Below are 25,927 nucleotides of genomic sequence, written 5' to 3' on the forward strand. Positions count from 1 at the left end.
GTATCATAAAGAAACAAAGATGTATATCAAAGAATTCAGTACCATAGGCATCAAGGATATCGCCCATGTAGGGGGCAAAAATGCCTCTTTGGGAGAAATGTATAACCAACTGACATCCAAAGGGGTTCGCGTGCCCAATGGCTTTGCCACTACCTCAACAGCCTTTTGGCGATTTTTGGACGAAAACAAGATCAGGCACCCCTTGGAAAACCTGATGGCGAAGTTGGACAAGTCCAAATTTTCCAACTTGGACCTCATAGGAGAAAAAGCGAGGGAACTAATTTTGGAAGGGACCATATCCGACGAATTTTATAAGGCCATCGTCAACGCCTATAAAAAGCTGAGCGGGGAAATCCCTAGGGCCGTTGCTGTAAGAAGTAGCGCCACGGCCGAAGATCTCCCCGATGCCAGTTTTGCCGGACAACATGAGTCCTTTTTGAATGTTAAAGGAGAGGTAAAGGTTCTGGAAGCCATAAAGAAATGTTTCGCCTCCCTTTACACCGACCGGGCCATTAAATATAGGGAAGACCACGGATTCAAACATCACGACATCGCACTGTCGGTAGGGGTTCAACTCATGGTGCGCTCCGATGTTGGATGCTCGGGCGTAGGGTTCACGATTGAGCCGGAATCTGGATTTGAGAACGCCATGCTGCTCTCAGGAGTTTGGGGTCTGGGAGAAAATATTGTCCAGGGGGTAATCAATCCCGATGAATTTTATGTCTTCAAGCCCTCCCTGCGCCAAGGCAAATACCCCATCATCCAGAAAAAAATGGGCGACAAGAAACTGACCATGACCTATGCCACCACAATTGACCCTGCCACCACTGTCAATAAGCAGACCCCTTTTGAAAAAAGAGCCCAATTTGTATTGACCGATACCGAGATCATTGCTTTGGCCCATTGGTCCTTATTGATAGAGGAGCATTATAACCAACCTATGGATATTGAATGGGCCAAGGACGGACTCACCGAGGAACTTTTTATACTACAGGCACGCCCGGAAACGGTACACCAAACAAAGGACAAAAACATTCATATTTCCTACCAGCTGTTAGAAACAGGTAAATTACTCACCCAAGGAAATGCTGTGGGTTCCATGATCAAAACAGGCACCACTGTCCTTTTAAAATCTCCCAAGAACACGGGACTTTTAGACAAAGACACCATTATTGTGACCGATACCATAACCCCAGACTGGGACCCCTTACTCAAGCAGGTTGGGGGCATCATTACCAATAAGGGAGGCAGAACCAGTCATGCGGCCATTGTTGCCCGAGAACTGGGGGTGCCGGCCATCGTGGGTTGTGGAAACGCCACTACGGCCATCTCCAACAACAGCCATATCACCTTGACCTGTGCCCAGGGCAAGACGGGATACATTTATGAAGGAAAGCTCCCTTTTAAAGAAACAGAAATCGACTTTTCAAAAATAAAACTTCCCAAAACCGAGGCCAAACTGATATTGGCAGATCCAGAACTCGCCTTTCCCCTATCCTTCTATCCCAATAATGGGGTTGGCTTATTACGGATGGAGTTTATCATTACCCATCTGGTGAAAATCCACCCTATGGCCCTGGTGCGATTTGAAAAATTAAAGAAGGGGGCCACCAAAAAAAATATTGAGACGATCACTAAAGGCTACCCCGATAAATCAGAATATTTTATAGATAGTCTGGCGCAGGGGATCGGTACAATTGCCGCTGCCTTCTACCCAAAAGAAGTCATTGTAAGGTTGAGCGATTTTAAGACCAATGAATATGCGAATCTTTTGGGCGGGAAAGAATTTGAACCCCGGGAAGAGAATCCCATGCTGGGTTTTAGGGGCGCCTCCAGGTATTACAGCCCTATGTACAAACAAGGGTTTGCCCTTGAATGTGCCGCCATTAAGAAAGTGCGTGAAACCATGGGCCTGACCAACCTAAAGGTAATGGTTCCTTTCTGCAGAACCCTGGAAGAGGGCAAAAAGATAATTGCCCTCATGAAAGATAACGGTTTGAAAAGAGGGCATTTGGGCCTCGAAATCTACACTATGGTAGAAATCCCCAGCAATGTGATCCTCGCCGAGGAATTTGCAGCCATTTTTGATGGGTTTTCCATAGGATCCAATGACCTTACCCAATTGACCTTGGGCATCGATAGGGATTCCGATTTATTGGCACACCTTTTTGATGAAGACAACCCTGCGGTAAAAAAGATGATAGCCATGGCTATTTCCGCAGCACGGAAAACAAACACAAAGATTGGACTATGTGGACAGGCACCAAGCGATTTTCCTGAATTTGCGGCTTTTTTGGTAAGGCAAGGGATAGACAGTATTTCCTTTAACCCGGATGCACTCATTCAAGGAATAGAGAACATGAACATGGCAGAAAAAAGCCAAATGGTAGCTGATATGATGGACAAGACTTCTTTAACACGTTAAAGGGTGAAGAAAAATTATATAATCCCTGATGTACTTATACATCAACCTTAAAAACAACCTAAAATGAAAACTCCAATTTTTGTCGTAATCATCCTTGCTCTATTCACTTCCTGTGTAAGCCAAAAGAATTATACACAGGCGCTTAACAGGGCCGAAGCATGTGAAAATGATCTAAAAACCAGTGAGAATGCACGTGTGTTGTTAGAGACCAACCTGGCCAATGAGATAAATAAGACCAAGGGCATGGAGAAAGAAATAGCTTATTTCAAAAGTACCAATACCAATTTATTGGAAAGACTGTCCGACCTATCGGTTGTTAGCAAGTCTGGTGCGGAAAGCATAAAAAAATCCCTGGAAGCACTTAACGAGCAAAATAAATATATCAAGGACCTTACATCATCCATGCAACGTAAAGATTCCATTAACCTGGTTCTTGTAATGAACCTCAAAAGGTCCCTGGATAATTTTGACGATGAGGATATCAGCATTGAAGTAAAAAAAGGTGTTGTTTATATTTCTATTTCCGACAAGATGCTCTTCCGATCTGGCAGCTATCAAATAAGCAATAGGGCCGAAGAAGTGATCGGTAAGATTGCCAAGATCATCAATGATCATAATGAACTGGATATCCTGGTAGAAGGACACACAGACAATGTTCCTATTTCTACTGAGTGTATGGTGGACAACTGGGATTTAAGTGTAAAAAGGGCCACTTCTATTGTAAGGTTAATGCAGACCAAGTTTGGGGTACAGCCAGAAAGAATGACCGCGGGAGGCCGTTCCGAGTTCATCCCCAAGGACACGAACGAATCCGTTAAGGGAAGGGCCTTGAACCGTAGGACCGAAATTATTATTTTACCTAAACTAGACCAATTTTTCGAATTACTGGAACCCCCTGTAGCTGCAGGAAATTAGTGGAATAAAACTAATTTATGGGATGCAACATAAAAAAGGAAAGATGAAATCAGCACTTTTTACACTCGGTTCAATTGCTATACTATGGATTATCCTTACCCTCTTGGCCGAAAGAAAGGGAGCTGCGAACACTATATTTATTGGAGAATTAAACAGCCCCAATAAGGCCTTAATCGTATACAACCCAGATTTGTTCTATAATTTGGACGAACAGGTGTGTACCTCTTTAGCAAAAGGACTTAAAGAAGAGGGATGGTCCGCGAAATTGGCCACCATTGCCGCCGCAGAGGAGATGACAAAGGACACCTTTGATCTTTATGTTTTCTGTGCCAATACCTATAACTGGGCCCCGGACTGGCCCACTAGTCGATTTATTAAGCGCCATGGGAACCTGAAGAATAAAAATGTATTGGCCATCACCTTGGGGAGTGGCTCTACCAATAGGTCCCAACGCCTTTTGGAGCAGAAACTCGGTGAAAAAAAAGCAAATATACTGTCTTCACAGGTGTTTTGGCTGATGAGACCCAATGAGGACACCCGTACAGAACGGTCCAATGTAAAGGTGGCTGTGGAAAATGCATATGGTTTAGGAAGAAAAACCGCAAGACAACTGGCCCATGAATGACATCATCACCCTTACCGTTAACCCTGTAATAGATAAAACTACCACAGTGCATGGGATGGAACCAAATAGCAAATTGCGCTGTACCGCCCCCATTTATTTTCCAGGGGGTGGCGGCATTAATGTCTCCAGGGCCTTACAAAACCTGGGAGGCAAGTCCATTGCCATTTATCTTGCTGGCGGGGCTTCAGGGGTGCACATGCAGTCATTAATGGACGTAAGGGGCATTGAACAAAAAGTGGTGTCCCAGGAAGGTAGAACACGTGAAAATTTATCGGTAACGGATACGAAGCGCAAACTACAATATCGCTTTGGCGTACCAGGGGCTTTTGTGAAGGAAAATGAATGGAAGGAAAGTTTAAGGCTGATAGAAACACAACTAAATGAAGGTGATTATATAGTGGCCAGTGGTAAATTACCACCTGGGGTTCCCACCACTTATTTTGCCCAGGTGGCAGCAATTGCACATAAAAAAAAGGCATTGCTAATTTTGGACACCAAAGGAGATGAGCTTAAGGAGGCAGTAAAAGCTCCCATCTTTCTTCTTAAACCAAATTTGGGTGAATTTAGCTCCCTACTGAACAAATCCTATATCGACTTTACCGAATTGGAAAATTTAGCCGTCCGTTTTATGGCCACACATTCCTGTCACATCATGGTGGTTTCCATGGGTGCCAAAGGCGCCTTGATGGTTTTTATGGATCAATGTATTTTTATTCCGGCTCCAATGGTACTTCAGAAAAACAGAATTGGAGCAGGAGACAGTATGGTCGCCGGGATGACCCTTGGCCTTGTGGAGGGACTATCATTTTTAGAAATGGTACAATATGGGGTAGCCTGTGGTACTGCTGCGACTATGACCTCAGATGGGGAGCTGTGCAAAAGAGCAGATGTTGATGCACTCTATGCTTGGGTAAAAAAACATACAAAGCTGGGTAAAAAAACACATGAAAAAAGTTAAAATATTTTCAAAACTGATATAAATCATTTTATCTAATAACGCTATCAAATACTTTAGCACTGTTCTTAAAAATATTGTTTTAAATGTATTGGTGAAGGTTTTGGGGGAACCCTTTGCCAGTATAAAGGAGGATAAAGATAAGCTACTCAGCTAGTTTATTGTGTTGGCCCAAATTATAAGGGCGTATGCTATAAATAGCCCTAATGGCCTATCTTTTCCTTCTAAAGAACCGGGATCTAAAAATCCCGGTTTCTTTTACAAAAAATGTTAAATTTCTGGAAACTGATGTAGGTCATTTTAAATGATAGTTAGAGTGCCTATTTTAGTACTTTACTTGAAAGATAATACGTTCTTTGATGGTATTAACGTAAAGGCGCATTGGTGTAGCAATATATCAAAGCACTTAGGAAGTATGTTACGTCAGTATACCTTGTGGACCAAAATTTTGCCCAGCGATGGGTAGATAAAAGGTTTTACTATAAGTGGTCATTGTTCATACATATCTTCTGGAAACCAGAACATGCAAATGTTCTGGTTTTTTTATAAAATTGGTCCGTATTTCTGTAAAGAAAAATGGCCATAGTGAAGTAATAGATGTTGTTGGTTACAACGTATACCTCTGATCCATTTTAGCAATAATTTGGTTTAAAGGATAGATTGGACACCTACTGATTGATATTCTTCATAGGAAAAAGGAGGCGCTGCCTCCTTTTTCTGTTTAAAAGCGGATGGATCGACCAGGAAGTCAGTTTTTGGAATCTAGGAGGCCCGGGTGGTACTCCCTAAGAAAGTGATTGCGTATCGAATCCATTCTTTTCATAAATTGTTGCATTTCCGGATGGTGTCTTTCCCAATTTCTAAAAAAATAATCCTCTGAAAAGAAGTCCTTCTTCATAAGAGAGTCTGCCTTGGGGAAGTATGAAAAGTCCCTTCTCAAGGAAGGCACCTCCATTTCTCCAAAATATCGCTTAAAATTGTCCATTATACTGTCCAGATTCACCCTTAACGAATCCCCTTCCTTATTGGTATATGACCATGAGTATACAGAATCATATTTGATAAGGTTGCCCAATTCATCGTATTCCCGGGTGACATTCCATTGTCCTTTGGGCATTGCAATGGTATCGTTCGTTGCCTCTTTTTCTGGATTAGGGTCTTTTTCCTGTCCCTTACAAGAGCCTAAGGACAGTAAAACCAATAGAATTGCTAACTTTTTCATTCCTCAAAAATTTTAATTATTCTATTAAATGATCTAAATCAATTTCCTCTGGTACTCCTCCTGCCTATATTACTCCTTCCCCTGAAAGGGTTTTCATTATGGTACCTTTGAATATTGTCTCCCCGGAAATTATTGATCCTTTTATACCTTGCCCGACTAAGGTTGATGTTCCTATAGCGGAGCGGTAATACGGAAGCCCTGAGCCAGACCCCGGTATCCCAATAGATATAGGTCCTATCATAAAAATCATAGTAGATACTGTACTCCGGAAAATAGACATAGCGTACCAATTCTACCCTGTTGGGATAAAACCAGGGAGGTGGCGGATGGTTGGGCCTAGAGGAGATGACCACGGGGCCACAACCTCCCAATAAAAGCCCGATTGCTAAAATGAATATCCCTAATTTAGAAATTTTCATACCATTAATTTTAGGCAACAAAGTAAGGGTTTGATAGAAAATTGTAAATGATCTGGGTCATTCATGGCCCCCTGAACGGGATGTTATTCAATTGCCCAGTGGTGACCCTGCCATCTGTGCGCCATGTAGATGGCACGAATGATAAATGTCATTTTAGAACGATCTCCTGTTTTGTAATTTTAGGTTTTAAGGTCTTTTTAAACAATGAGGTTCACCAGGATTTTGGCCAAATAGACACCTATGGAAGCAAACTAATTAGAAATCATTATTTACACCTTAAAGACAACAGAGCGAATCCCAAAAGAAGTGCCTCTTTACTGCTAATAATTTCAGGGGTTTAATTAACTTTGAAAGACGATTTCATTCGATAACCTTTAAAAAAATGGCCAAAAACAAGACCACATCCTCCCAAAAAAAAGGGACCTCCTTGAATAAACCCTCAAAGAACGAAAAAAAAGAAGAATTTCTTATTGTGGGGATGGGAGCTTCGGCCGGTGGCCTGGAAACGTTAGAGCAATTTTTTAAAGCAACGCCTGCCAAACCTGGAATGGCCTTTGTAATTGTACAGCATCTAGACCCTACTCACAAGAGCCTAATGGTACACCTGCTTAAAAACCATACAGAAATGGAGGTTTCTGAAGTTAAGGACAACACCCTTGTAGTCCCTAACCATGTCTATGTGATACCTCCCAACAAGGATATGGCGATTTTTAACGGTATCCTCCACTTAATGGAACCCACAGCAGCCAGAGGTTTTAGAAAGCCCATAGATTTCTTCCTTCGCTCTTTGGCCGAGGACCAGGGGGAAAAGGCTGTCGGCATTATCTTATCCGGTACCGGTACAGAAGGCACCCTAAGCCTTAAGAACATCAAAGGACAAGGGGGACTTTCCATAGTCCAGGATCCAGAAACGGCCAAGTATGATGGTATGCCAAGAAGTGCCATTGCTGCAGGAGTACAGGATTTTATCCTTCCCGTAGCTGAAATTCCGAAACTGCTTTTAAAATATTCAAAAAACAGGAAATTTAAACCTGAAGAGCTTCCTGAAAAGATCTCTACCGCCAAAGAGCTTCTGGAAAAGGTGTTTATTTTATTACGCAATGAGACGGGTTGTAACTTTAGTGATTACAAAAGTACAACGGTCATACGAAGGATAGAAAAGCGAATGGCCCTGAACCAGATAGATAAATTGGAGCTTTATATAAAATACCTTCAGAACAATCGTGGAGAAATTTTAAAATTATTCAATGAACTTCTTATAGGCGTAACCAATTTTTTCAGGGATAGGGAGGCTTTTGATTCAGCAAAGAATATAGTTTTACCAGAAATAATCAAGAGTAAGAAAGATGGGGAAACTATTAGAATATGGGTCCCCGGATGCTCCACAGGTGAAGAGGCCTATTCCTTGGCCATCATCTTTGATGAAGCCATTAAAAAACAATCAAAAAAATTAAAAGTTCAAATCTTCGCATCGGATTTGGACGAAAATGCTATTAACCTAGCACGTCAGGGTGTTTACCCTCAAAGCATTTCGGTGGATATAAGCCCAGAATATTTATCCAAATATTTTTACAGCGATGCCACCACCTACAGGATCAAAAAAGAAATCAGGGACCAGATTGTATTTGCGGAACACAACCTCATCAAGGACCCGCCTTTCTCTAAACTGGACATGATCAGCTGTAGAAATCTTTTAATTTATTTGAACGTAGAGGCTCAAAAAAAGGTCTTCGCCATTTTTCATTACGCCCTTAACCCTGAGGGCATACTCTTTTTGGGCAGTTCTGAATCTCTCGGTGAATATGACTCCCTATTTGAGGTGGTGGACAGGAAACATAAAATCTTTAAACATAGAAATGCAAAGCTTGAAAAAATACCGGATATCGGGCATCTTTTTCAAGAACCTCCTTCAATCAAGACCATGGCGAAACCTATTCTGAAAAGAAACCATCAGGATAACCTGGCAAGTCTTACAAAGAATATATTATTGGCGAATTATACCCCCGCCTGCGCCATTATAAATGCAAAAGGGGATGCCCTATACTTTTCTGGAAACACCGGGAAGTATCTGCAACCTTCGCCCGGGGAGGCGAAATTAAATATTATTGAAATGGCCAGGGAAGGTCTAAAGGCCGACCTCCAAGTATTGATTTCCAAAGTATGGAAAACCAATAAAACAGAAACGCGCAATAATATAGAAGTAAGGACCAATGGCACTTTCCAATTAATAGATCTCAGCATTAAACCAATGCAACTGGAGAATACAGGCGAAGTACTAATGATGGTCATCTTTGAAGACCGCAAAAAACTACCAAATTCAATTAAGGAAACCAGGATTGTAAAACCAGAAGATACCTCTGAACTCCTCGCACTGGAACAAGAATTGGCCGCGACCAAGGAATACCTGCGTTCCACTATAGAACAATTGGAAATTTCCAACGAGGAGCTCAAATCTTCCAATGAGGAACTACAATCGAGCAATGAAGAATTACAGAGTACAAACGAGGAACTGGAAACCTCTAAAGAAGAATTACAAAGTGTCAATGAAGAAATAGTTACGGTAAATACGGAATTACAAGGAAAGATAGACGAACTGGCCCAGGCCTATGACGATATGAATAATTTGCTGGCCAGTACAGAAATTGGGACCATTTTCCTGGATTCCAATTTACTTATCAAACGCTTTACCCCTACCATGTCCAAGATTATCAATCTTATACAGAGCGATGTGGGACGTCCTATAGAACATTTGTCCAGCAACCTGATTTATGACGGGATCATAGAAGATGTAAAAAAAGTACTTAATAAGCTTTCTCCTATTTCAAAATCGGTGAAAAGTGTAGATGGTATTTGGTATTTGATGCAGATTATGCCCTACCGAACTTCCGAAAACGTAATTGAAGGAGTAGTGATCACCTTTGTGGATATTTCAGAGGAAAAAAGACTGGCGGAAGAATTAAAGGAAATAAAGGAAAATTTTGACCATTTGTTGGAAATTACCAAGATAGTAGTCTACACCCAAAACAAAGATCTCGTTTATACCAGCGTGGCCCATGTACATCCAGATTTTGAATTTAGGAGCATGATAGGCAAGAAGGATGAGGATTTTTTTAATAAGGAGGACGCCCTATTGCTCTCTAATACAAAAAAGAAAGTTCTGGTTTCGGGAAAACCCAGCAGGAATATTATTGCTTTAAAAATTGGGGGAGGTATCAGGTATTTTGATCTTTTGGTCCGACCTGTAATGGCAAATGGGGAAATTACAGGTATCGCATGTACCTCAATGGACATAACAGATTTGAAAGCTGCCGAAAATCAACTTTTAAATCCTAATGACATGAAGAAAAATGGATAATAAAGACCATCCAAAAACCGATGAATTACGCAGCAAAGCAGAAGCGAAGTTGCGACAATCCAGCACACCGTCTAAGGACCTTACATTGGAAAAGGCCAAGGTTTTGATGCATGAGCTGGAAGTTCACCAATTGGAACTGGAAATGCAAAACCAAGAATTGAGGGAGACCCAGCACCGATTGGAAGAATTGCGCGACCAATATACAGATCTATTTGATTTTGCTCCAGTCGGTTATTTGGTCGTGGATAAAAAAGGGGTCATAAAAAACATCAATCTTACCGCTTGTATGCTTCTCGGCCTGGAACGTTCCTTGTTAATGGGAAAGCCTTTATCCGCATACATGAGCAGTGGGCAATCCATTAAGTTATTTCTTAATTTAAATGAAGCCTTCAATACGGGAAACCTGCCTTCCTTTGAGCTTACAATGAAAGACAGGAATAACCGTACGTTCACGGCCTTGCTTCAGGGGACGATACCCAATTATTCTAAGAATAGCGATACTTGCAGAATTTCGTTACAAGACATTACAGAACTTAAAGCAGCAGCCGCCTTAAAAAAACAACACGATGAGCTGCAATTGGAAAAAGAAAAAATTCAGCGGTATTTGGATTTGGCCCCTGTTGTATTCTTACTAATAGATTCTGATCATAACGTACAGATGATCAACCAAAAAGGATGTGAACTCCTGGGCTATAAAAGAGTAGAAATGCTAGGCAAAAATTGGTTCCATAACTTTGTAATAGATGATGGTCATAAAATTGTTGACCCTACCGATGAAAGTTTCCAAAATAACAAATTGTTGCTAAAACCCTATGTTGAAAATTTTGTAAAATGTAAGAATGGTGAAAAGCGCCTAATGGGCTGGACCAACATAGCACTATTGGATAACAGCGGAAATCAGATAGGCACTTTATCTTCTGGGGAGGATATCACCCAACGAAAAAAAGAAGAGACTTCCAGACAGCGTTATATGGAAGAACTGGAAACGATGGTAGGAGAACGCACCAAAGAACTTAGCGATGCCCTGGAAAATGAAAAACAGATCAGTGAAATGAAGAGTTCCTTTGTTTCAATTGCCTCCCATGAGCTTCGCACCCCTATCACCATTGTATTGTCCTCTATCATCCTCATAGAAAAATACGGCGCCCTCGGTCAATTTGATAAACAGAAAAAACACTTCAATCGCATCAAATCTTCCATTAATCATTTTAACAGTATTTTGGATGATTTCCTTTCCCTGGATAAATTGGAAAAAGGAATTGTAAGGGTAAATAAAGAAACCTTTGATCTGCCCAATTTTATAAACTTTACGATTGAGGAAATGGAAGTCATGTTAAAGGAGGGTCAGAAAATTTCATATACCCATAGTGGACAAAGAAATACCACCCAGGACAAGAAAATTTTACGAAATATTCTACTAAATCTTTTATCCAACGCCATAAAATATTCTGAAAAGGATATAGAACTGACCACAACTGAGCATAATGGTACTTTGACATTAAAGATCAAGGACCAGGGTATTGGCATCCCTGATGAAGATTCACAATTCTTGTTCAAACGCTTCTTTAGAGCCAAAAACGCAGAAGACATACCGGGCACCGGATTGGGACTCAGTATTGTTAAACGCTATTTAGATCTTCTACAAGGTTCCATTGAATTTACCAGCCAGGAAAATAAAGGTAGCATCTTTACAGTTCAACTTTAAAAAAATATCGAGGCACCCTTTTATTCTGTAGATTTCATATTTAGGCATGTTATAGCGGACACATACCTTAAAAATCAACAGACCGCCAATAAAAGTTCCTATACCTTTAGTACATTAATATTGGGTTTAACCTTACTATTTGCGAGAAATTTATTACTTTTAAGATACTTCCCCCATAAAAGTATCTTAGCAAAATCTATAATAACCCTTTTCCATGGTTACCATTTTAATCATAGACGATTGTAACGCTATTCGTGAAAACACAGCTGAATTACTGGAGTTGGAGGGTTTTCATGTCATAACTGCATCTAATGGAAAGGAAGGTTATGAAAAGGTGGTTGAACATGTTCCAGATCTAATTGTTTGTGACATTCTGATGCCAGAAATGGATGGATTTGAAGTATTGAAAAAATTAGGTGCCCATCCAACATTTAAAACCATTCCCCTTATATTTTTCAGTGCCAAAAGCGAAAAGAAGGAAATTATCAAGGGATTTGAGCTCGGAGCCTATGATTATATTGTAAAGCCTTCCGAGCTTAATGATCTCATTTCTTCCATAAAAAGATTTATGGCAGATAGGAATCTATCCATTTCCTAGGCATCCTGCTTCCTGCTCTATTTGAGATCTTTTACAGTAACCTATAATTAAGGATAAGTATGCATGAGCATTGACACTTCTGCCTATTGGTAAACTACAACCTCAGTGCTAGTACCTATTCTCTTCATCTGATACAAAGACTTAGTTTCATTCATAGCTCATCAAATGCTAGACCATTAACTTGCCATTCCCCCAAAGGCCTTTTCCAAAGCTAGATTTGTTAAAATATAGCGAAATGATCCACATCATTTTGGAGCCTTTATTATAAAAGTATTTTGGCCCCATGTTTAAAAAATAAAAAGTCGGCACTATGAGATCAGATTTGGAAATAAAGCAAGATGTTCTGGATGAACTGATTTGGCAACCTAATATAGATGTGTCAAAAATTTATATCACTGTAAATAATGGCGTTGTCAACCTCAATGGCATACTGGAAGGCCACAATGAGAGATTCGCACTCGAAACAGCCGTTATGAGTGTAGATGGAGTTAAGGAATTGTATGAGGAAAACATTAAAGTAATAGGAAATGGGGGGGTTAAAAAACCATCGGACACGATAAAAAATGCTGTAGTCCATACCTTAAGGTCAAATCCTGATTTACTGGAAGATGATATAAAAGTAACTGTAAAGTATGGCTGGGTCTATCTATCAGGAACAGTACAATCTACCCATAATAGGTGGTTAGCAAAAAATACCGTGGAGAAATTGGTTTCTGTAAACGGAGTAATAAATAATCTTGAACTTAAGCATCAAAAAGAAGCTATGGATGTTAAAGATAAGATTAAAAAATCCTTGGAACTTACAGCTGAAATAGTTGTGAAAAATATTTCGGTATTCATCAATGGTAACACCGTTACCCTAAAAGGAACAGTAAATTCCATCAGAGAAAAGAGAAAAGCAGAAATGGCAACTTTTATTGTCCCCGGTGTAATTAAAATTAAGAATAAATTAAAGGTGAAAGGCCCTTTTCAGGAATATGCTCCATTCGGTTTCATTTACAGATGACCTTGTTCTTTAATAATATTTGGGCTTTTTCCTAGTGTTCAGCAAAGAAGGATTTTTATTTTTAAGTTCTACATTAACTGACACCAAGTCTCGATAAAAATAAATTTCAAGAATAACTTATCTTTATTGAACAAAACCCGTGCTCATGAAGCTTATTTCCTGGAATGTCAATGGTATAAGGGCCATTGCTAAAAAAGATTTTTTCGAATCGGTCAATAGTTTAGATCCCGATATTCTTTGTATTCAAGAGACCAAGGCCCAAGATTTGGAAGTAGAAAAAACCATATCCCAATTATCCCAATACCATATATATACCAATTCTGCGGACCAAAAAGGATATTCGGGAACTGCCATATTGAGCAAGCAAAAACCCATGGCCGTTACCATGGATATGGGGGTGGAGGAACACGACAAGGAAGGAAGGGTCCTCTGCGCAGAATATGACAATTTCTTTGTGGTCAACGTGTACGTGCCAAATTCGGGTCAAAAACTGGAACGATTAAACTATCGACAACAGTGGGATGCGGCATTTTTAAAATACCTGATAGCCCTGGAAGAGAAAAAGCCAGTGATTGTTTGTGGCGATTTCAATGTAGCACATAGGCCAATGGACCTAAAAAATGACAAGGCCAATTACAATAAAACGGCGGGCTATACCCAAATAGAAATAGATGGCATGGATAATATTAGTGCCTCTGGATTTGTGGATACCTTTCGTAAACTTCATCCAAATGAAGTGGCCTATACCTATTGGAGCTATCGGTTCAAGGCCAGGGAACGCAATGTGGGATGGCGGATCGATTACTTCTTGGTAAGCGGGGTATTGACGGATAAGGTCCTAAGTTCCGAAATACTTCCGGATTACTTTGGCTCCGACCATTGCCCCATTCAGCTGTCCCTGAACATATAAATTGGTGCAGGAAAATACCGGCCTTAGAATTTTTTGGCATATCCAAACACCATTTTCTTGAATTCCATGAAGTCCTTTGCAAAGAGATCCATTTTACCCTTCAATTCTTTATGGGCATTTCTGTAATCCGAATCGGCGAGTCCTTTCTCCCTTTTTACCAAACGGGATAAAAGCTTCTCATGGGCATAGATATCCTTAATCAAATACGTAAAAAGGTGATGGTGTACTTTTCCCATATTCCCCAAGAGTTCGGAAAACATTTGATCCGTACTATCGTTGATCTTTTTGCGTAAGATGACATCCAAAAAATATAATTCATCCTTCCAAAACTCAACGGAATCTATCCATTCTTGGCTTTCCCTATGAAGCTGGTCCAAGCCAATTCCTATTAATGGTCCAGAGGTGCGGTTTTTAGTTAATTCATCCATGATATTCCTGTTTTATTGCTACTATTTAATGTTGGTATATCTTTGATATAGACTCTTGCCCATGACATCTTGTGCCTTATTTAGCAATTGTTCCACCTTTTCTATGCTGTAATTTCTGATTCTTGCTATTTCCTCCAAACTAAAATGATGGAAAACCAAGAGATCAAATACCACCTGCATCCCCAAGGGCATATGGTACAATACAATATCTAGATGTCGATCTATTTGATCCTTTCCCCATTCCTCATCCAATCTGCGAATCAGAAGCTGTTGGTCCTCTCCAAAAAAATAGGAGGTCATTGAACGCTCGTAATTTCGATAGGAAATATCATCGAGTTCCTCAAGAAACACCAAGTCCCCATCGGCTTCCCTACTGAATTTTTCCTGTAGCGCACCCCATTCGAGCTTGGAATAGTTTTCCAGATTATCCAAAATACTGGCATCGTACACCTCCTTTTCTATGGTAGCCTCTAATAGAAGGTCTGCCTTTTGGAACAACCATGGGTAAAAATCGTTGGGACCTTTGATGCTTTCAAAATCATCATTGATATGAATGATCAGTTCATCCAGGTAATATTCTGCCTGGTACTTCCCTTGGGGCAATAACTTTTTGGTCAGTGCCGTCCTTAAGCGCCGTTCTATATATTGATGCAATGGCGGAATGATTTTTAACAATTGCTTATTAAATTCAGCACTGTTTCCCTCCTTTTTCAAGGTAGACAGGACAGGAAACAAATCCTTTGCCAATTCCTGATACTGATCTCGCTTTTCGTGCTCCTTAATCGTCTTTTCCATTTTTCTATTTATACCCTCAGTTCACCTTCCAAAATTGCAAAATCGCCCGCCAAAATAAAATGATACAGATCAGCTACATCCAACATTGGATGGTGGCCTGTAAAACTACTACGCTAAAAGATATACAACTGACCAGCATCATTTATAATAATGGTCCTTTGTCCTAATTTTAAATAGCCATTAAAAGAAGCTATGGATCAGTAGTAGAATATTTTAACATTTAGAAAAAACCAAACAAAATTCTCTTACATGGACGCTTTAGAACAAAAGATAACCACCTTAAAAGAGGTCAGCCATAAGGTTGTTCATTTACAGGACTTGGCCCCCTTATTCGATGAATTAGCCGATTCAAAATTGGTATTGTTGGGGGAAGCCTCCCATGGCACACACGATTATTATACCTGGCGAACCGAAATCAGCAAATACCTCATTGAGAACCACGGTTTTAATTTTATCGCCATGGAAGGGGATTGGCCAGATTTTTACAGGGTCAACAGATATGTGAAAAATTATGACAACAGTGATAGCAGTGCGCTAAATGTTCTAAAACAATTTAATAGGTGGCCAACCTGGATGTGGGCCAACTGGGAAACGGAAAGTCTGGTTCGTTGGTTACATGGATACAATGAAAAGATTCCGATGTCCCAACGTGTAGGTATTTATGGTTTGGATGTCTACAGCCTGTGGGAATCCATGGAGGCCATTATAGATTACTTAAAAGAGCATAAACCTTCATTGTTGCCCACTGCAAAAAGGGCCATGGGCTGTTTTGAGCCATTTGCCGATGAAATTGGACTGGCCTATGCCCGGTCTTTAAAGCGATATATGCCAAAGACATGTGAAAACGAGGTAGTATCACTCCTACAGGAAATTATAGACCATGCTCAAAATTTCAATAAGGACCAAGAAGCTTCATTAAATATGCAGCAAAATGCCTATGTAGCAAAAAATGCTGAAAATTACTACCGTGCCATGGTCAGCATCAATTCCAGTTCTTGGAACCTACGGGACCAGCATATGACCGATACCCTAAAACGATTATTCGATTTTTACGGTCCCGGAGCAAAAGGAATTGTTTGGGAACACAATACACATGTAGGTGATGCAAGAGCTACGGATATGGTACTAGAAAACAGTGTAAATGTTGGACAACTGGTCAGGGAACAATTAGCAGAACTACATCCCAAGATTGTTGGTTTCGGTTCCTACGCCGGCAGCGTAATAGCTGGTTCTGAATGGGGGGCACCCATGAGAAGGATGAATTTACCTGAAGCCATTGGGGGTTCCTGGGAATATCTAATGCACAGAACAGGGAAGGGCAATCAATTGGTACTAATGGATGAATTAAGGGAGTATGCAGAATTTAATGCACCACTTCAACATCGGGCGATTGGGGTGGTATATCATCCCAAATATGAATCCATTGGGAATTATGTCCCATCCGTTATGCCAGTAAGATATGATGCTTTTCTGCACTTGGATATCACGGAAGCACTGCACCCTATTCATATTTTCACGGATAAGACCCAATTGCCCGAAACCTATCCTTGGGCGTATTAAATATCCCTTACGCAGTTTTACCCAATTGCCTTATCAAGACTTCCAACTGTCTCATTTGCTTTGCGGCCCCTTTAAAAATAATAAGACATGACCCTTTGTCCAATGCATCAAGGAAATTCATAGTGGCCTTGGGTCCGATACCAAATCCTCTCAATATCCCGTAAGTTCCACCTGAAAGAGCTCCTAATTTTTTTCCACTGATATCATACAAAAACATGGGCGCGAGGGGTCCAATAATGTAGATATTGCCAATTTCTTGATGAAAGAAAAAGCCAATATCCGTCTCCTTGCCAAAAATGGAACGCCAATAGGATTTGAGCGCCCTTCTTTTTTTTACCAAACGTTTTTTATTATTAAACTCGTCTTCATCCATTTTGCCCAGTACAGATATTTCTATAGCATTGGAAATACTGTCCTTTATCTTTCGGATTATCAATTCCGTTTGGTTCAAATCTTCGAAGGCCTTGATATAAAAAATACTATCTTTTTTTTTAATAATAGATTTCATGATGAATGCTGTAATAAACTCCTAATGCAACTTGCTTTGGCCTATTAAAAGTACATAAGAGCGGGCAGGTATTGAATGATGTAAATCAGACGATGTTAAATTTTAATTTCCTGATAAATATCATTCCATATGACACCCCAACCCCTTAGTTTTAAGTAGTAAATTATTTAACCTTTAAAAACTCAATATCATGTCCAAATCAAATGAAAACATATTATTGGCCCTATTGACAGGGGCTGCTATCGGAGCGGGAATCGGAATCCTGTACGCACCGGACAAAGGAACGGAAATCAGGAAAAAAATAAAGCAAAAAGCCAAGGATACCACCCATGACCTCACGGACCGACTAAAGCATGCTAAAGATGAGCTTACCAAAACGGCAGATGCAAAAAAAGTGGCCTTTGAAGAAAAATTGGAGGACGTTATCTCGAACATGAGTTACAAGGCAGATGAAATTATTGCAGGCCTGGAACGAAAATTAGAGGAACTTAAAAACAAAAACGCCCAATTTCAGAAAAAAGGTACTGCCGTATAGCGCATGGTATGGCATTATATGATGGCAATTTTTAATTTTGTTCATCATATTGGGAAAACGCTGTGAAATATTATTGCTTACCCGTGGTCCTCAACCAAAGGAAAATAGAAGATGTTAGCCTAATTGGATATCCCGTTAGGCTATTTTTTTTGCAATATCTCCAGCGCTATAACTCCTGTTCCACAGGAAAGAGTTGGAAAAGGGGGTTAACTAAATTCTGCCACATGTTGCAACTCCTCCCTATTCAATAAAATGATTCGACGTCCATGATCTGTGGTGATCAATCCTTCATCCTTAAAATCGGATAAGGTACGGATTGCCGTTTCTGTGGCGGTTCCGATCATCCCGGCAAAATCCTCTCGGGCTATCCCAACTCCACTATTGGCCTTGTCCATAATAATCCCCTTGTCATACAGTTCCAATAAGGCCTTTGCCGCTCTTTGCCTTACGGAGGCGAAGGCCATATTCACCAATTGCTGCTGCACATTGATTAAATTGTTGGATATCATGTCAATAAATTTTTGAGAGACCACATTGTTCCCATACAGTAGTTTTGTAAAATCTTCCTTAGGGATTCCATAGATTTCGGCATCATCCAAAACCATTGCTGTTTCTATATACGTTCCGGAATTGTTCAATAGGGACAATTGCCCCAAAAAATCACCTGCACTGTAGACTCCCGTCACAAAATCTTTTCCCAATTCTGTACTTTTAAAAGTTTTTACCGTTCCACTTTGAATAAAGTAAAGCGTGTTTGCAGTATCCCCTTCCATATAAAGAACTTCCTTTTTTGTGTACTTCTGTGGTCTTTGTTCCCTTGTAAGACTTTCCAGATCCACATACTCTTTTGCATCTTCCAAAAAGGCATGGATGCCTTCTATGTTTCTCGTGATTTCCTTTTTTAAAAAATTATGTTTTTTAATACGACATTCTATCGCATCAAAAAGTTCACTTTCTTCAAAAGGCTTGGTCAGATAATCATCCGCACCCATGTTCATTCCCAATCTAATATCCGATCTCTCGGTCTTTGCCGTTAAAAAAATAAATGGGATGCCTGCGGTAGCGTTATCCTCGTTTAAGTTCTGCAATACCTCATATCCACTTATTCCCGGCATCATTATATCACATATAATAAGGTCGGGCTTCACTGTTTTGGCCTTTTCAATTCCAATGGTGCCATTTTCTGCCGTGGCCACGGTATAATTTTCGAGTTCCAAAATATCCGCTATGTTTTCCCTAACATCAGTGTTATCCTCTATGACTAAGATTGTTTTCATTTTTACTTAATTTTTTTGGCAATTCCACCGTAAAGGTGGTCCCTTTGCCCAGTTCACTTTTATAATTAACTGTACCCTCCATAAGCGTTACATATTGCTTAACAATATGCAGTCCCAATCCCGTTCCTTGTATATTTAAAGCGTTTTCCGCTCTAAAGAAACGCTCAAATAAATGTTGTCGTTCTTTTTCTGGAATACCTATTCCGTAATCCGTAATCGTAAGGAGCACATGGTTTCCGTTGTTTTGAACATCTAAGATGACATCTTTGTTTTCCTCTGAATATTTGATCGCATTGGTCAATAGATTGATCAGGATATGGCTTAATAATTTGGGGTCTATAAATACCAGAATATCCTCTTCACTATGCGTGAAATTGATGTTTTGTCCCTCCTTTTTATTGGGTCTCATTTCCTCTATCAATGTTTTTGAAAACTGAACGAGATCAAAAAGTTGGGGCTTGGGCTCTAATTTTCCTTCATCCAATTTATCCAGGGAAAGAAAATCATTTAAGATGACCACCAAATTCCTGACATTGGATTTGATACGCTCCACATACCTTTCAATCTTATCCTCATTACCAAGTTCATTCTGCTTGGAAATCAAAATTGCCGATGAAAGAATGGCACTTAGGGGCGTTCTAAATTCGTGTGAGGCCATGGAGACAAAACGCGATTTTAGATCATTGAGCTGTTGTTCTTTTCTTAGGGCATAACGTATCTCACGTTCCACCCTTTTTTGTTGAGTGATATTATTATAGACAAATAGGGCCAATACATGGCCTTGATTGGCATCGTATAAGGGTCTGGAATTTACAGCGTAGATTTTCTTTTCAAAACCCATTTCAAAAGAAAGTCGTTTTCCTTTTAAGGTTTCTTGAATAACCTCTTTTATTTTGGTTATATGGTGTTTTCTAAAAAATGTAATATCCTCCACAGAACGGCCCTCTGCTTCCTCTTTTACCATGTCTATATGTTTCATCTCTTCCCCTTCCACATAAACAATTTCATATTTATCATTAAAAACAATAATAGCGCCTTTTGGAAAGTTTTGGGCTATGGCAGAAAGCATTACCTGACTTTGGTTTGCCTTGTTTTCCGCATCCTTGGTTTCTTTGATCTGTCGCTCTAAATGAAGATTGACCTCAACTAATTTTTGGACGGTATTAGTCACCTCCTTGGTGCGTTCATTAACCCGTTCCTCTAATTTCTTGGCTTGTTCTATCAATAGTTTTTTACCGACATGAAGCTCATGCGTTTTCTTGTGATGCTCCGAGGCGATACTCGCCAAATTGGTCATATCCTTCAAGAGTTGCTTTTCAAATACATCCTGCCTTCCTATTTTACTTTTAAGCAGCACCAAATGTCCCGTGACATCATTCTCAGAAGATATAATGGGAAAACAACAGTATCCCAATATTCCTAGCTTATCTGCCAATTCCTGTAAACCTGGATTCCCCTTCTCTTTGGAAATATCAGCTACACATACTTCGTGGGCAAGCACTTTATTTTTATTCTTGGCATCCTCTCTGAACAATAAACTGGCTATACTTTCCAAGTCTTGTTTTGAAAGACTCCCATCCTCCAATTGAATCCAAACATGTTGCCCTTGATCCAAGAAACCGATGACAGGATTGATACCTTCCAATTGCTCGTTCAAAACCCCTATAATCTCTTGGCCAATTTCTCCTAAAGGATGAAGTTTGGCAATCATCTCCATGATGACTCTGATACTTTCTTTGATGAGGGCTTCTTTCTTCGCTATCGTAACATCATTTTGCATTCCGATGAAATAGCATAATCTATTGGCCTCATCATGAACTGGAGTTATGTGTAGTTCATTCCAAAACATAGACCCGTCCTTTCTATAATTGCGAAGAACAGTATGGAATGGCTTGCCTTGTTCAAGGGCCGATCTGATATTCTCAACTTCCTTTTGTCCATTATCATCTGCCTGTAAAAACCTACAATTTTTGTGAAGTATTTCCTGTTTGGAATAACCCGTCATCTTAACAAAACCGTTATTGCAGTAAATTATAGGCATATCTGGGAGTCGTGCGTCTGCAATTATAATTCCATTATCAACCTCTTCCAAGGCGATATTTCTTAGTTGCAACATCTTCCTCTTTGATGTGTTGAGAAAAACATCCCTAAGCAGTAAAACACGTACATCTTTTTCTTTGTAGGCGAGTTTTAATTCTACATCCAAAAGGCCCATTTTAGTTTGCAAGTGTTTAATTTTATTCTTGCCCCCATCCTTATTCAACAATTTAAGCAACTTTGTTTTGCTCCGTGGCGCCAAAATTTCCCCTAGATTTCTGTTTGCCAATTCCCCTACCCTTTCACCTAAAATCAGGGCGGCAGATTCATTGGCCCGCGATATCATGCCGTGGGAATCTGTAATCAAGATTCCTTCAGAAGTACTATCAAAAATACTTTGTAACAATGCGATATCTAAAAACTGGTTTTCCATCATAAAATCTGCACTCTAAACGATCTTTCGAATAGTAACAGACCTAAAGAAGCGTTCCTAATTAAAAGCAACAATCCACTTGTCCTAAAAACATGGCCACAACGTTATAAGTTCTGCAGTAAAAGATCACTTGAGACCACCAAATATAGGTCTCAAGGCTATCCCTAAATATGATATATATCATCAAGTACACTTAAGAAAATAAATCCCATATAAAGACGCTATTTTCAAAGTTTATTACGGGTGAAAATTAAATAAGAGTATTTCATAAGTTGGGCCAGCATAAGGGATCCGAAAGCAAACACAGCTACTAATTGATACTGAAAAAAGGATAATTCCACCAAGGAAAGTGCTGTGGCAATAGGCGCTGTCACAGCAGCGGAATAGGTTAATAGAAGACTCAATGCCATTGCCCCCCACACCCATAAATTAGTGGTAACTTCATTCCTGAAAAAGGAGAAGCCTACTTTAGGGATGTTAAAAATATTGAGCAATTGCGAAAGGATCAGGGTATAAAAGGCCATATTATTTATCACCTGGGGCGATAGCTTCAATACAAAATGACCATACCAAGTTATCCCAAGAACCCCTACACTAATGGCCAGACCATAGAGCATAGTAGCATGCCAGTGCAAGGGGGTCATAAGAGGTTCATTGGATTTTCTTGGCGGCATTAGCATAATTCCTTTTTCCCCTTTGCCCAGTCCCAGTGCCAGGGCCGGAAAAATATCTGTAATAAGGTTTAGGAATAATATTTGAAGGGGCAATAAGGGCGATGGTAAAACCAATAAGGCTGCCAAACCTACGGATAGCACCTCGGCAAGGTTACTGGAAATCAGGTAAACTACAAATTGACGAATATTCTGATAAATGACCCTCCCCTGGCGTATGGCCACTTCTATGGCGGTAAATTTATCATTCTTAAGGATCATGTCCGCCGCCTCCCTTGCGGCCTCCGTGCCGCGTATTCCCATAGCAATCCCTATATCGGCCTTTTTTAATGCTGGGACATCATTGATTCCATCTCCTATCATACCCACAATAAACCCGTTTTCCTGATAAAACTTTATTAGGTCCAGCTTTTGTTCCGGTACTACCCTGGCAAAAACATTGGCATCGAGGATTTGTGCTCTTTGCTTGGTGTCCAGATTCCCCAGCGCACCCAATTGCCCTGCCATCAAAGCTCTTTTATGGGTATCATTTTCATTTATGATACCTATATCCTGTGCTATTTTTTTTGCGGTCCCCAAATGATCCCCTGTGATCATGACCACTCTAATCCCTGCCTTTTTATAAATTGCCACGGTATCTTTAACATCCGATCGTGCGGGATCCAGAAACCCTAGAATACCTAGAAATGTCAGATGGTCCAACATGTTCCCCTCTTTTGGTGGGATTTGACAATCCTTATAGGCAAATGCAATTGTCCGCAGCCCACTGGACGCCATATCATCGACCAACTTCTCCCACGTTTCCCTATTTTCAAATACTATTTTCTTTCCGTTCTTAATACCTGTATCACATAAATCAATAATACTTTCAAATGCACCTTTGGCATAGGTATGAAAACATTGTGGCCCTTGATGTAGGGTTGCCATCATCTTACGATCTGTGGTAAAAGGGATTTGATCCAATTCGGGATAGGAGCGTCTCGTCTCTTTTGGGTCATAGCCGTGCTTTGACGCAAAGTCCAATAATGCCTTGTCAACGGTATCCACTTTTCCATAGAGGTTATGGATCGGCACATCATTGCAAAGTACGCTTCCCATCATCATCTCATGGAAGCTCTTGTTATGGACAAGGGCCTCCAGTTCATTTGTTTTCTTATCGTGTACCTCCCAAACCCTCTCCGTGTCAATTTGGATGCTGTGCACCTGCAGTTTCTCCTCGGTCAGCGTACCTGTTTTATCCGTACAAATAATATTAGTGGCACCCAAGGCCTCCACGGCTTCCAGGCTTTTAATGACCACCTGTTTACGGGATAATCTTATCATTCCTCTAGCCAAGGCGATAGTGGCCACTATTGGAAGACCTTCGGGAATGGTAGCAACGGCAAGGGCAATTCCCGTTTGCAACATCAACATAAAATCCAGTCCCCGAAGATATCCCGTAAAAATGATAAGAACCGTTAAAAACAAGGTCAAGACGATAAGCCGCTTACTCAATTGATTGAGATTTTTCTCCAATGGGGTCCGCTCCTGCTTAGAGGCCATTGCCAATTGATGTATTTTTCCCAGTTGTGTGTTTATTCCCGTGGAAGTGACAATTGCCCTTCCTGAGCCTCCGGTGACCATAGTTCCTTTAAAGACCATATTGGATTGTTCGGTAATTGGTACTTGGTCAAAAATGGTATCTGTATTCTTTTCAATTGATATGCTCTCCCCTGTTAAGGATGATTCCTTTACCTGAAGATTATCCTGTTCTATGAGACGACCGTCGGCTACGATCAAATCGCCTTCTTGTAGTAGTAAAATATCTCCTGGAACCACTTCGGTCGCCTTAATTTTCAAAGCCCCGCCCGATCGCAAGACATATACGAAGGTTTCACCCATTTTTCTCAAGGACTCCAAGGATCTTACCGCTTGTAGTTCCATGAAATACCCTATAAAAACAGTGATAAAGATTACCGTAAAAATTGCAATGGCTTCTGCCCAATTTTTGTAGAGCAGTGCCAATAAAGTAGCAACAAATAAAATGTAAATTATGGGATCGACGAACTGACTTAAAAAAATATACCTCCGCTTTTTTATTTGATCCCTTGGAATTTTATTGGCGCGATATTTTGATAATCGCTCCTTTACTTCCTCACTATTTAACCCCTTGTCCAAATTGGTGCCAAGTTGCTTAACTAGCTCATTAATAGGAAGACGGTAAGGATGGAGTATCATGGTCTTTAGTAGTTGGCCCCTGTTAAATGCGCCATAGAAAATCTATGTAAAAGAAGAACTGGTATACAACAATACCCCTTGGCAAAAAACCATTACAGAAGGAAGCAATTTCTGTAACGAATTTACCAAGGGGTAGATATAGGAATTACCTATACAAATGTTTTAATCGCACTACTTCACCAAAATGTTAGGCGATTTGGATAATCTTTGGCGGCCTTTTTTTAGCCTCTTCTTTCTTGGCCAGGTTAAAGCTTAAAATTCCGTCTTTATACTGGGCTTTTACAGCTTCTTCCTTAACACTTTCGGGTAACTGCAACGACCTTTCAAAGGAGTTGTAACTAAATTCCCTTCGTGTATAATCCTCCTCTTTTTCTTCTTTGGAGGTAGATTTCTCAGCTTCGATATTCAAACAACCATCATCTATGGTCACACTAAAATCTTTTTTGCTGAATCCCGGTGCTGCCAGTTCGATTTCGAAATGGTCATCGGTCTCTTTGATATTTAATGCAGGCTCCCCTCTTTTACCATTCCAAAACCTGTCACCCAGAACATTTCTGCTCATAAGTCGGTTTTCAAAAAAGTCATCCATATCAAAAAAATCTGATGTAATGAGACTTCCAAATGGTCTTCTGTTTCTAAATTTTACTAGTGACATAATATCTATTTTTTAAGGTTAAATTTTCTTACTGTTCAAAAATACAGTTAAGTAACAGCTATTGAAATGACCTAGATCAGCAACCAAAAATTAAAACATATTTAATGAAAACTCCTATGCCGAAAAGCTGTAACAAGCACCTCTTTTTTGCCCTAAAAGATATTGGCACCAATGATATTTATCATTGACAAAACCTTGCCATGAACTTACATTTAGGGTTAAAACAAAAGGATATGGAGTATTATTTTAAAAAGTCGTTCCACAATGTAGATTTTGACGATATGGTAAAGAGAACTACCACTGCTTTAAAAACTGAAGGATTTGGTGTGTTGACAGAAATTGACATGAAAGCCACCTTAAAACAAAAATTAGATGTTGATTTTCACAACTATAAAATATTAGGCGCCTGTAATCCGCCCTTTGCCTACAAAGCTTTACTTGCAGAAGACAAGATTGGGACCATGCTTCCCTGCAATGTCATTATACAGGAAAAAGAGAAAGGCAATATTGAGGTGGCCGCCGTAGATCCCAATGCCTCCATGATGGCCGTAGGCAATAAAGATCTTGCTGAGATCGCCACAGAGGTGACCCAAAAATTAAAGAATGTTATTGCCCTTTTATAAATAGGCCTATTTTTCTTTAAAGCTTTTCATCCTGACCATTGTCATCTTTCCCA

The 25,927-nt window shown here is 40.0% G+C and carries 22 protein-coding genes; 13 read left to right on the forward strand and 9 right to left on the reverse strand.

Annotation, left to right across the window (positions count from 1 at the left end; translation table 11 throughout):
• The first annotated feature begins 19 nt into the window (after nucleotides 1-19).
• The 4 genes from ppsA to SB49_RS08085 all read left to right on the forward strand — a co-directional run bounded on the left by ppsA (nucleotide 20) and on the right by SB49_RS08085 (nucleotide 4,923).
• Entirely contained in the window at nucleotides 20-2,425 is a 2,406-nt protein-coding gene (gene ppsA / locus SB49_RS08070; protein ID WP_062055525.1) for a phosphoenolpyruvate synthase, read from the forward strand.
• Nucleotides 2,426-2,488: 63 nt separating this feature from the next.
• Nucleotides 2,489-3,340 (forward strand): OmpA/MotB family protein, encoded by an 852-nt coding sequence (locus tag SB49_RS08075; protein WP_062055527.1) that lies wholly within the window; start codon nucleotides 2,489-2,491, stop codon nucleotides 3,338-3,340.
• 43 nt (nucleotides 3,341-3,383) lie between these two features.
• Entirely contained in the window at nucleotides 3,384-3,965 is a 582-nt protein-coding gene (locus SB49_RS08080; RefSeq protein WP_145758370.1) for a hypothetical protein, read from the forward strand.
• On the forward strand, nucleotides 3,958-4,923 hold the full coding sequence (locus tag SB49_RS08085) for a 1-phosphofructokinase family hexose kinase (RefSeq protein ID WP_062055531.1): 966 nt from the start codon (nucleotides 3,958-3,960) through the stop codon (nucleotides 4,921-4,923). Before SB49_RS08080 ends, SB49_RS08085 begins: the two co-directional genes overlap by 8 nt.
• A 745-nt stretch (nucleotides 4,924-5,668) precedes the next feature.
• Here the strand turns inward: SB49_RS08085 and SB49_RS08090 are convergent.
• Nucleotides 5,669-6,142, reverse strand: a complete 474-nt coding sequence (locus SB49_RS08090; RefSeq protein ID WP_062055533.1) for a hypothetical protein — start codon at nucleotides 6,140-6,142, stop codon at nucleotides 5,669-5,671.
• 38 nt (nucleotides 6,143-6,180) lie between these two features.
• The gene (locus SB49_RS08095; protein ID WP_062055535.1) at nucleotides 6,181-6,561 is read right to left on the reverse strand and encodes a hypothetical protein; all 381 of its coding nucleotides are present in this window, start codon (nucleotides 6,559-6,561) and stop codon (nucleotides 6,181-6,183) included.
• Between the two features lie 47 nt (nucleotides 6,562-6,608).
• On the opposite strand from SB49_RS08095, the gene SB49_RS08100 reads away from it, so the two are divergent.
• The 6 genes from SB49_RS08100 to SB49_RS08125 all read left to right on the forward strand — a co-directional run bounded on the left by SB49_RS08100 (nucleotide 6,609) and on the right by SB49_RS08125 (nucleotide 14,135).
• Nucleotides 6,609-6,902: a hypothetical protein gene (locus tag SB49_RS08100; protein WP_062055537.1), complete on the forward strand. Its 294-nt coding sequence runs from the start codon at nucleotides 6,609-6,611 to the stop codon at nucleotides 6,900-6,902.
• Between the two features lie 41 nt (nucleotides 6,903-6,943).
• Nucleotides 6,944-9,916 (forward strand): CheR family methyltransferase, encoded by a 2,973-nt coding sequence (locus tag SB49_RS08105; RefSeq protein ID WP_062055539.1) that lies wholly within the window; start codon nucleotides 6,944-6,946, stop codon nucleotides 9,914-9,916.
• On the forward strand, nucleotides 9,909-11,621 hold the full coding sequence (locus SB49_RS08110; protein WP_062055541.1) for a sensor histidine kinase: 1,713 nt from the start codon (nucleotides 9,909-9,911) through the stop codon (nucleotides 11,619-11,621). Before SB49_RS08105 ends, SB49_RS08110 begins: the two co-directional genes overlap by 8 nt.
• A gap of 214 nt (nucleotides 11,622-11,835) precedes the next feature.
• Nucleotides 11,836-12,219, forward strand: coding sequence for a response regulator transcription factor (locus SB49_RS08115; RefSeq protein ID WP_062055543.1), 384 nt, complete (start codon nucleotides 11,836-11,838; stop codon nucleotides 12,217-12,219).
• A gap of 310 nt (nucleotides 12,220-12,529) precedes the next feature.
• On the forward strand, nucleotides 12,530-13,225 hold the full coding sequence (locus tag SB49_RS08120) for a BON domain-containing protein (RefSeq protein WP_062055544.1): 696 nt from the start codon (nucleotides 12,530-12,532) through the stop codon (nucleotides 13,223-13,225).
• Nucleotides 13,226-13,370: 145 nt separating this feature from the next.
• Nucleotides 13,371-14,135 (forward strand): exodeoxyribonuclease III, encoded by a 765-nt coding sequence (locus tag SB49_RS08125; protein ID WP_062055546.1) that lies wholly within the window; start codon nucleotides 13,371-13,373, stop codon nucleotides 14,133-14,135.
• 23 nt (nucleotides 14,136-14,158) lie between these two features.
• On the opposite strand, the gene SB49_RS08130 is transcribed toward SB49_RS08125, so the two are convergent.
• Together SB49_RS08130 and SB49_RS08135 are read right to left on the reverse strand one after the other, a co-directional pair.
• The gene (locus tag SB49_RS08130; RefSeq protein ID WP_062055548.1) at nucleotides 14,159-14,563 is read right to left on the reverse strand and encodes a hypothetical protein; all 405 of its coding nucleotides are present in this window, start codon (nucleotides 14,561-14,563) and stop codon (nucleotides 14,159-14,161) included.
• A gap of 21 nt (nucleotides 14,564-14,584) precedes the next feature.
• Complete coding sequence (locus SB49_RS08135; protein WP_062055550.1) at nucleotides 14,585-15,358, reverse strand: hypothetical protein; 774 nt, start codon at nucleotides 15,356-15,358, stop codon at nucleotides 14,585-14,587.
• A 249-nt stretch (nucleotides 15,359-15,607) separates the two neighbouring features.
• Between SB49_RS08135 and SB49_RS08140 the strand changes: the two genes are divergently transcribed.
• Nucleotides 15,608-16,918: an erythromycin esterase family protein gene (locus SB49_RS08140; RefSeq protein ID WP_082591093.1), complete on the forward strand. Its 1,311-nt coding sequence runs from the start codon at nucleotides 15,608-15,610 to the stop codon at nucleotides 16,916-16,918.
• 7 nt (nucleotides 16,919-16,925) lie between these two features.
• Here the strand turns inward: SB49_RS08140 and SB49_RS08145 are convergent, their stop codons facing one another.
• Entirely contained in the window at nucleotides 16,926-17,426 is a 501-nt protein-coding gene (locus SB49_RS08145; RefSeq protein WP_062055552.1) for a hypothetical protein, read from the reverse strand.
• A 190-nt stretch (nucleotides 17,427-17,616) separates the two neighbouring features.
• Here SB49_RS08145 and SB49_RS08150 point away from each other — a divergent pair, with 190 nt between their 5' ends.
• Nucleotides 17,617-17,961: a YtxH domain-containing protein gene (locus SB49_RS08150; RefSeq protein ID WP_062055554.1), complete on the forward strand. Its 345-nt coding sequence runs from the start codon at nucleotides 17,617-17,619 to the stop codon at nucleotides 17,959-17,961.
• A gap of 206 nt (nucleotides 17,962-18,167) precedes the next feature.
• On the opposite strand, the gene SB49_RS08155 is transcribed toward SB49_RS08150, so the two are convergent.
• The 4 genes from SB49_RS08155 to SB49_RS08170 all read right to left on the reverse strand — a co-directional run bounded on the left by SB49_RS08155 (nucleotide 18,168) and on the right by SB49_RS08170 (nucleotide 25,251).
• Entirely contained in the window at nucleotides 18,168-19,238 is a 1,071-nt protein-coding gene (locus SB49_RS08155; RefSeq protein WP_062055556.1) for a response regulator, read from the reverse strand.
• On the reverse strand, nucleotides 19,210-21,711 hold the full coding sequence (locus SB49_RS08160) for a sensor histidine kinase (RefSeq protein ID WP_082591094.1): 2,502 nt from the start codon (nucleotides 21,709-21,711) through the stop codon (nucleotides 19,210-19,212). Before SB49_RS08160 ends, SB49_RS08155 begins: the two co-directional genes overlap by 29 nt.
• Before the next feature lie 224 nt (nucleotides 21,712-21,935).
• A complete protein-coding gene (locus SB49_RS08165; protein WP_062055559.1) occupies nucleotides 21,936-24,596 on the reverse strand; it encodes a cation-translocating P-type ATPase in 2,661 nt (886 codons plus the stop codon).
• A 187-nt stretch (nucleotides 24,597-24,783) separates the two neighbouring features.
• Nucleotides 24,784-25,251 carry an Hsp20/alpha crystallin family protein gene (locus SB49_RS08170; RefSeq protein ID WP_062055561.1) on the reverse strand — a complete coding sequence of 156 codons (468 nt, stop codon included), beginning with the start codon at nucleotides 25,249-25,251 and terminating at the stop codon, nucleotides 24,784-24,786.
• A gap of 233 nt (nucleotides 25,252-25,484) precedes the next feature.
• On the opposite strand from SB49_RS08170, the gene SB49_RS08175 reads away from it, so the two are divergent.
• Complete coding sequence (locus SB49_RS08175) at nucleotides 25,485-25,874, forward strand: DUF302 domain-containing protein (protein WP_062059009.1); 390 nt, start codon at nucleotides 25,485-25,487, stop codon at nucleotides 25,872-25,874.
• Nucleotides 25,875-25,927: the final 53 nt, after the last annotated feature.

This window comes from Sediminicola sp. YIK13, from assembly GCF_001430825.1.
In the GTDB taxonomy this organism is placed as follows: domain Bacteria; phylum Bacteroidota; class Bacteroidia; order Flavobacteriales; family Flavobacteriaceae; genus Sediminicola.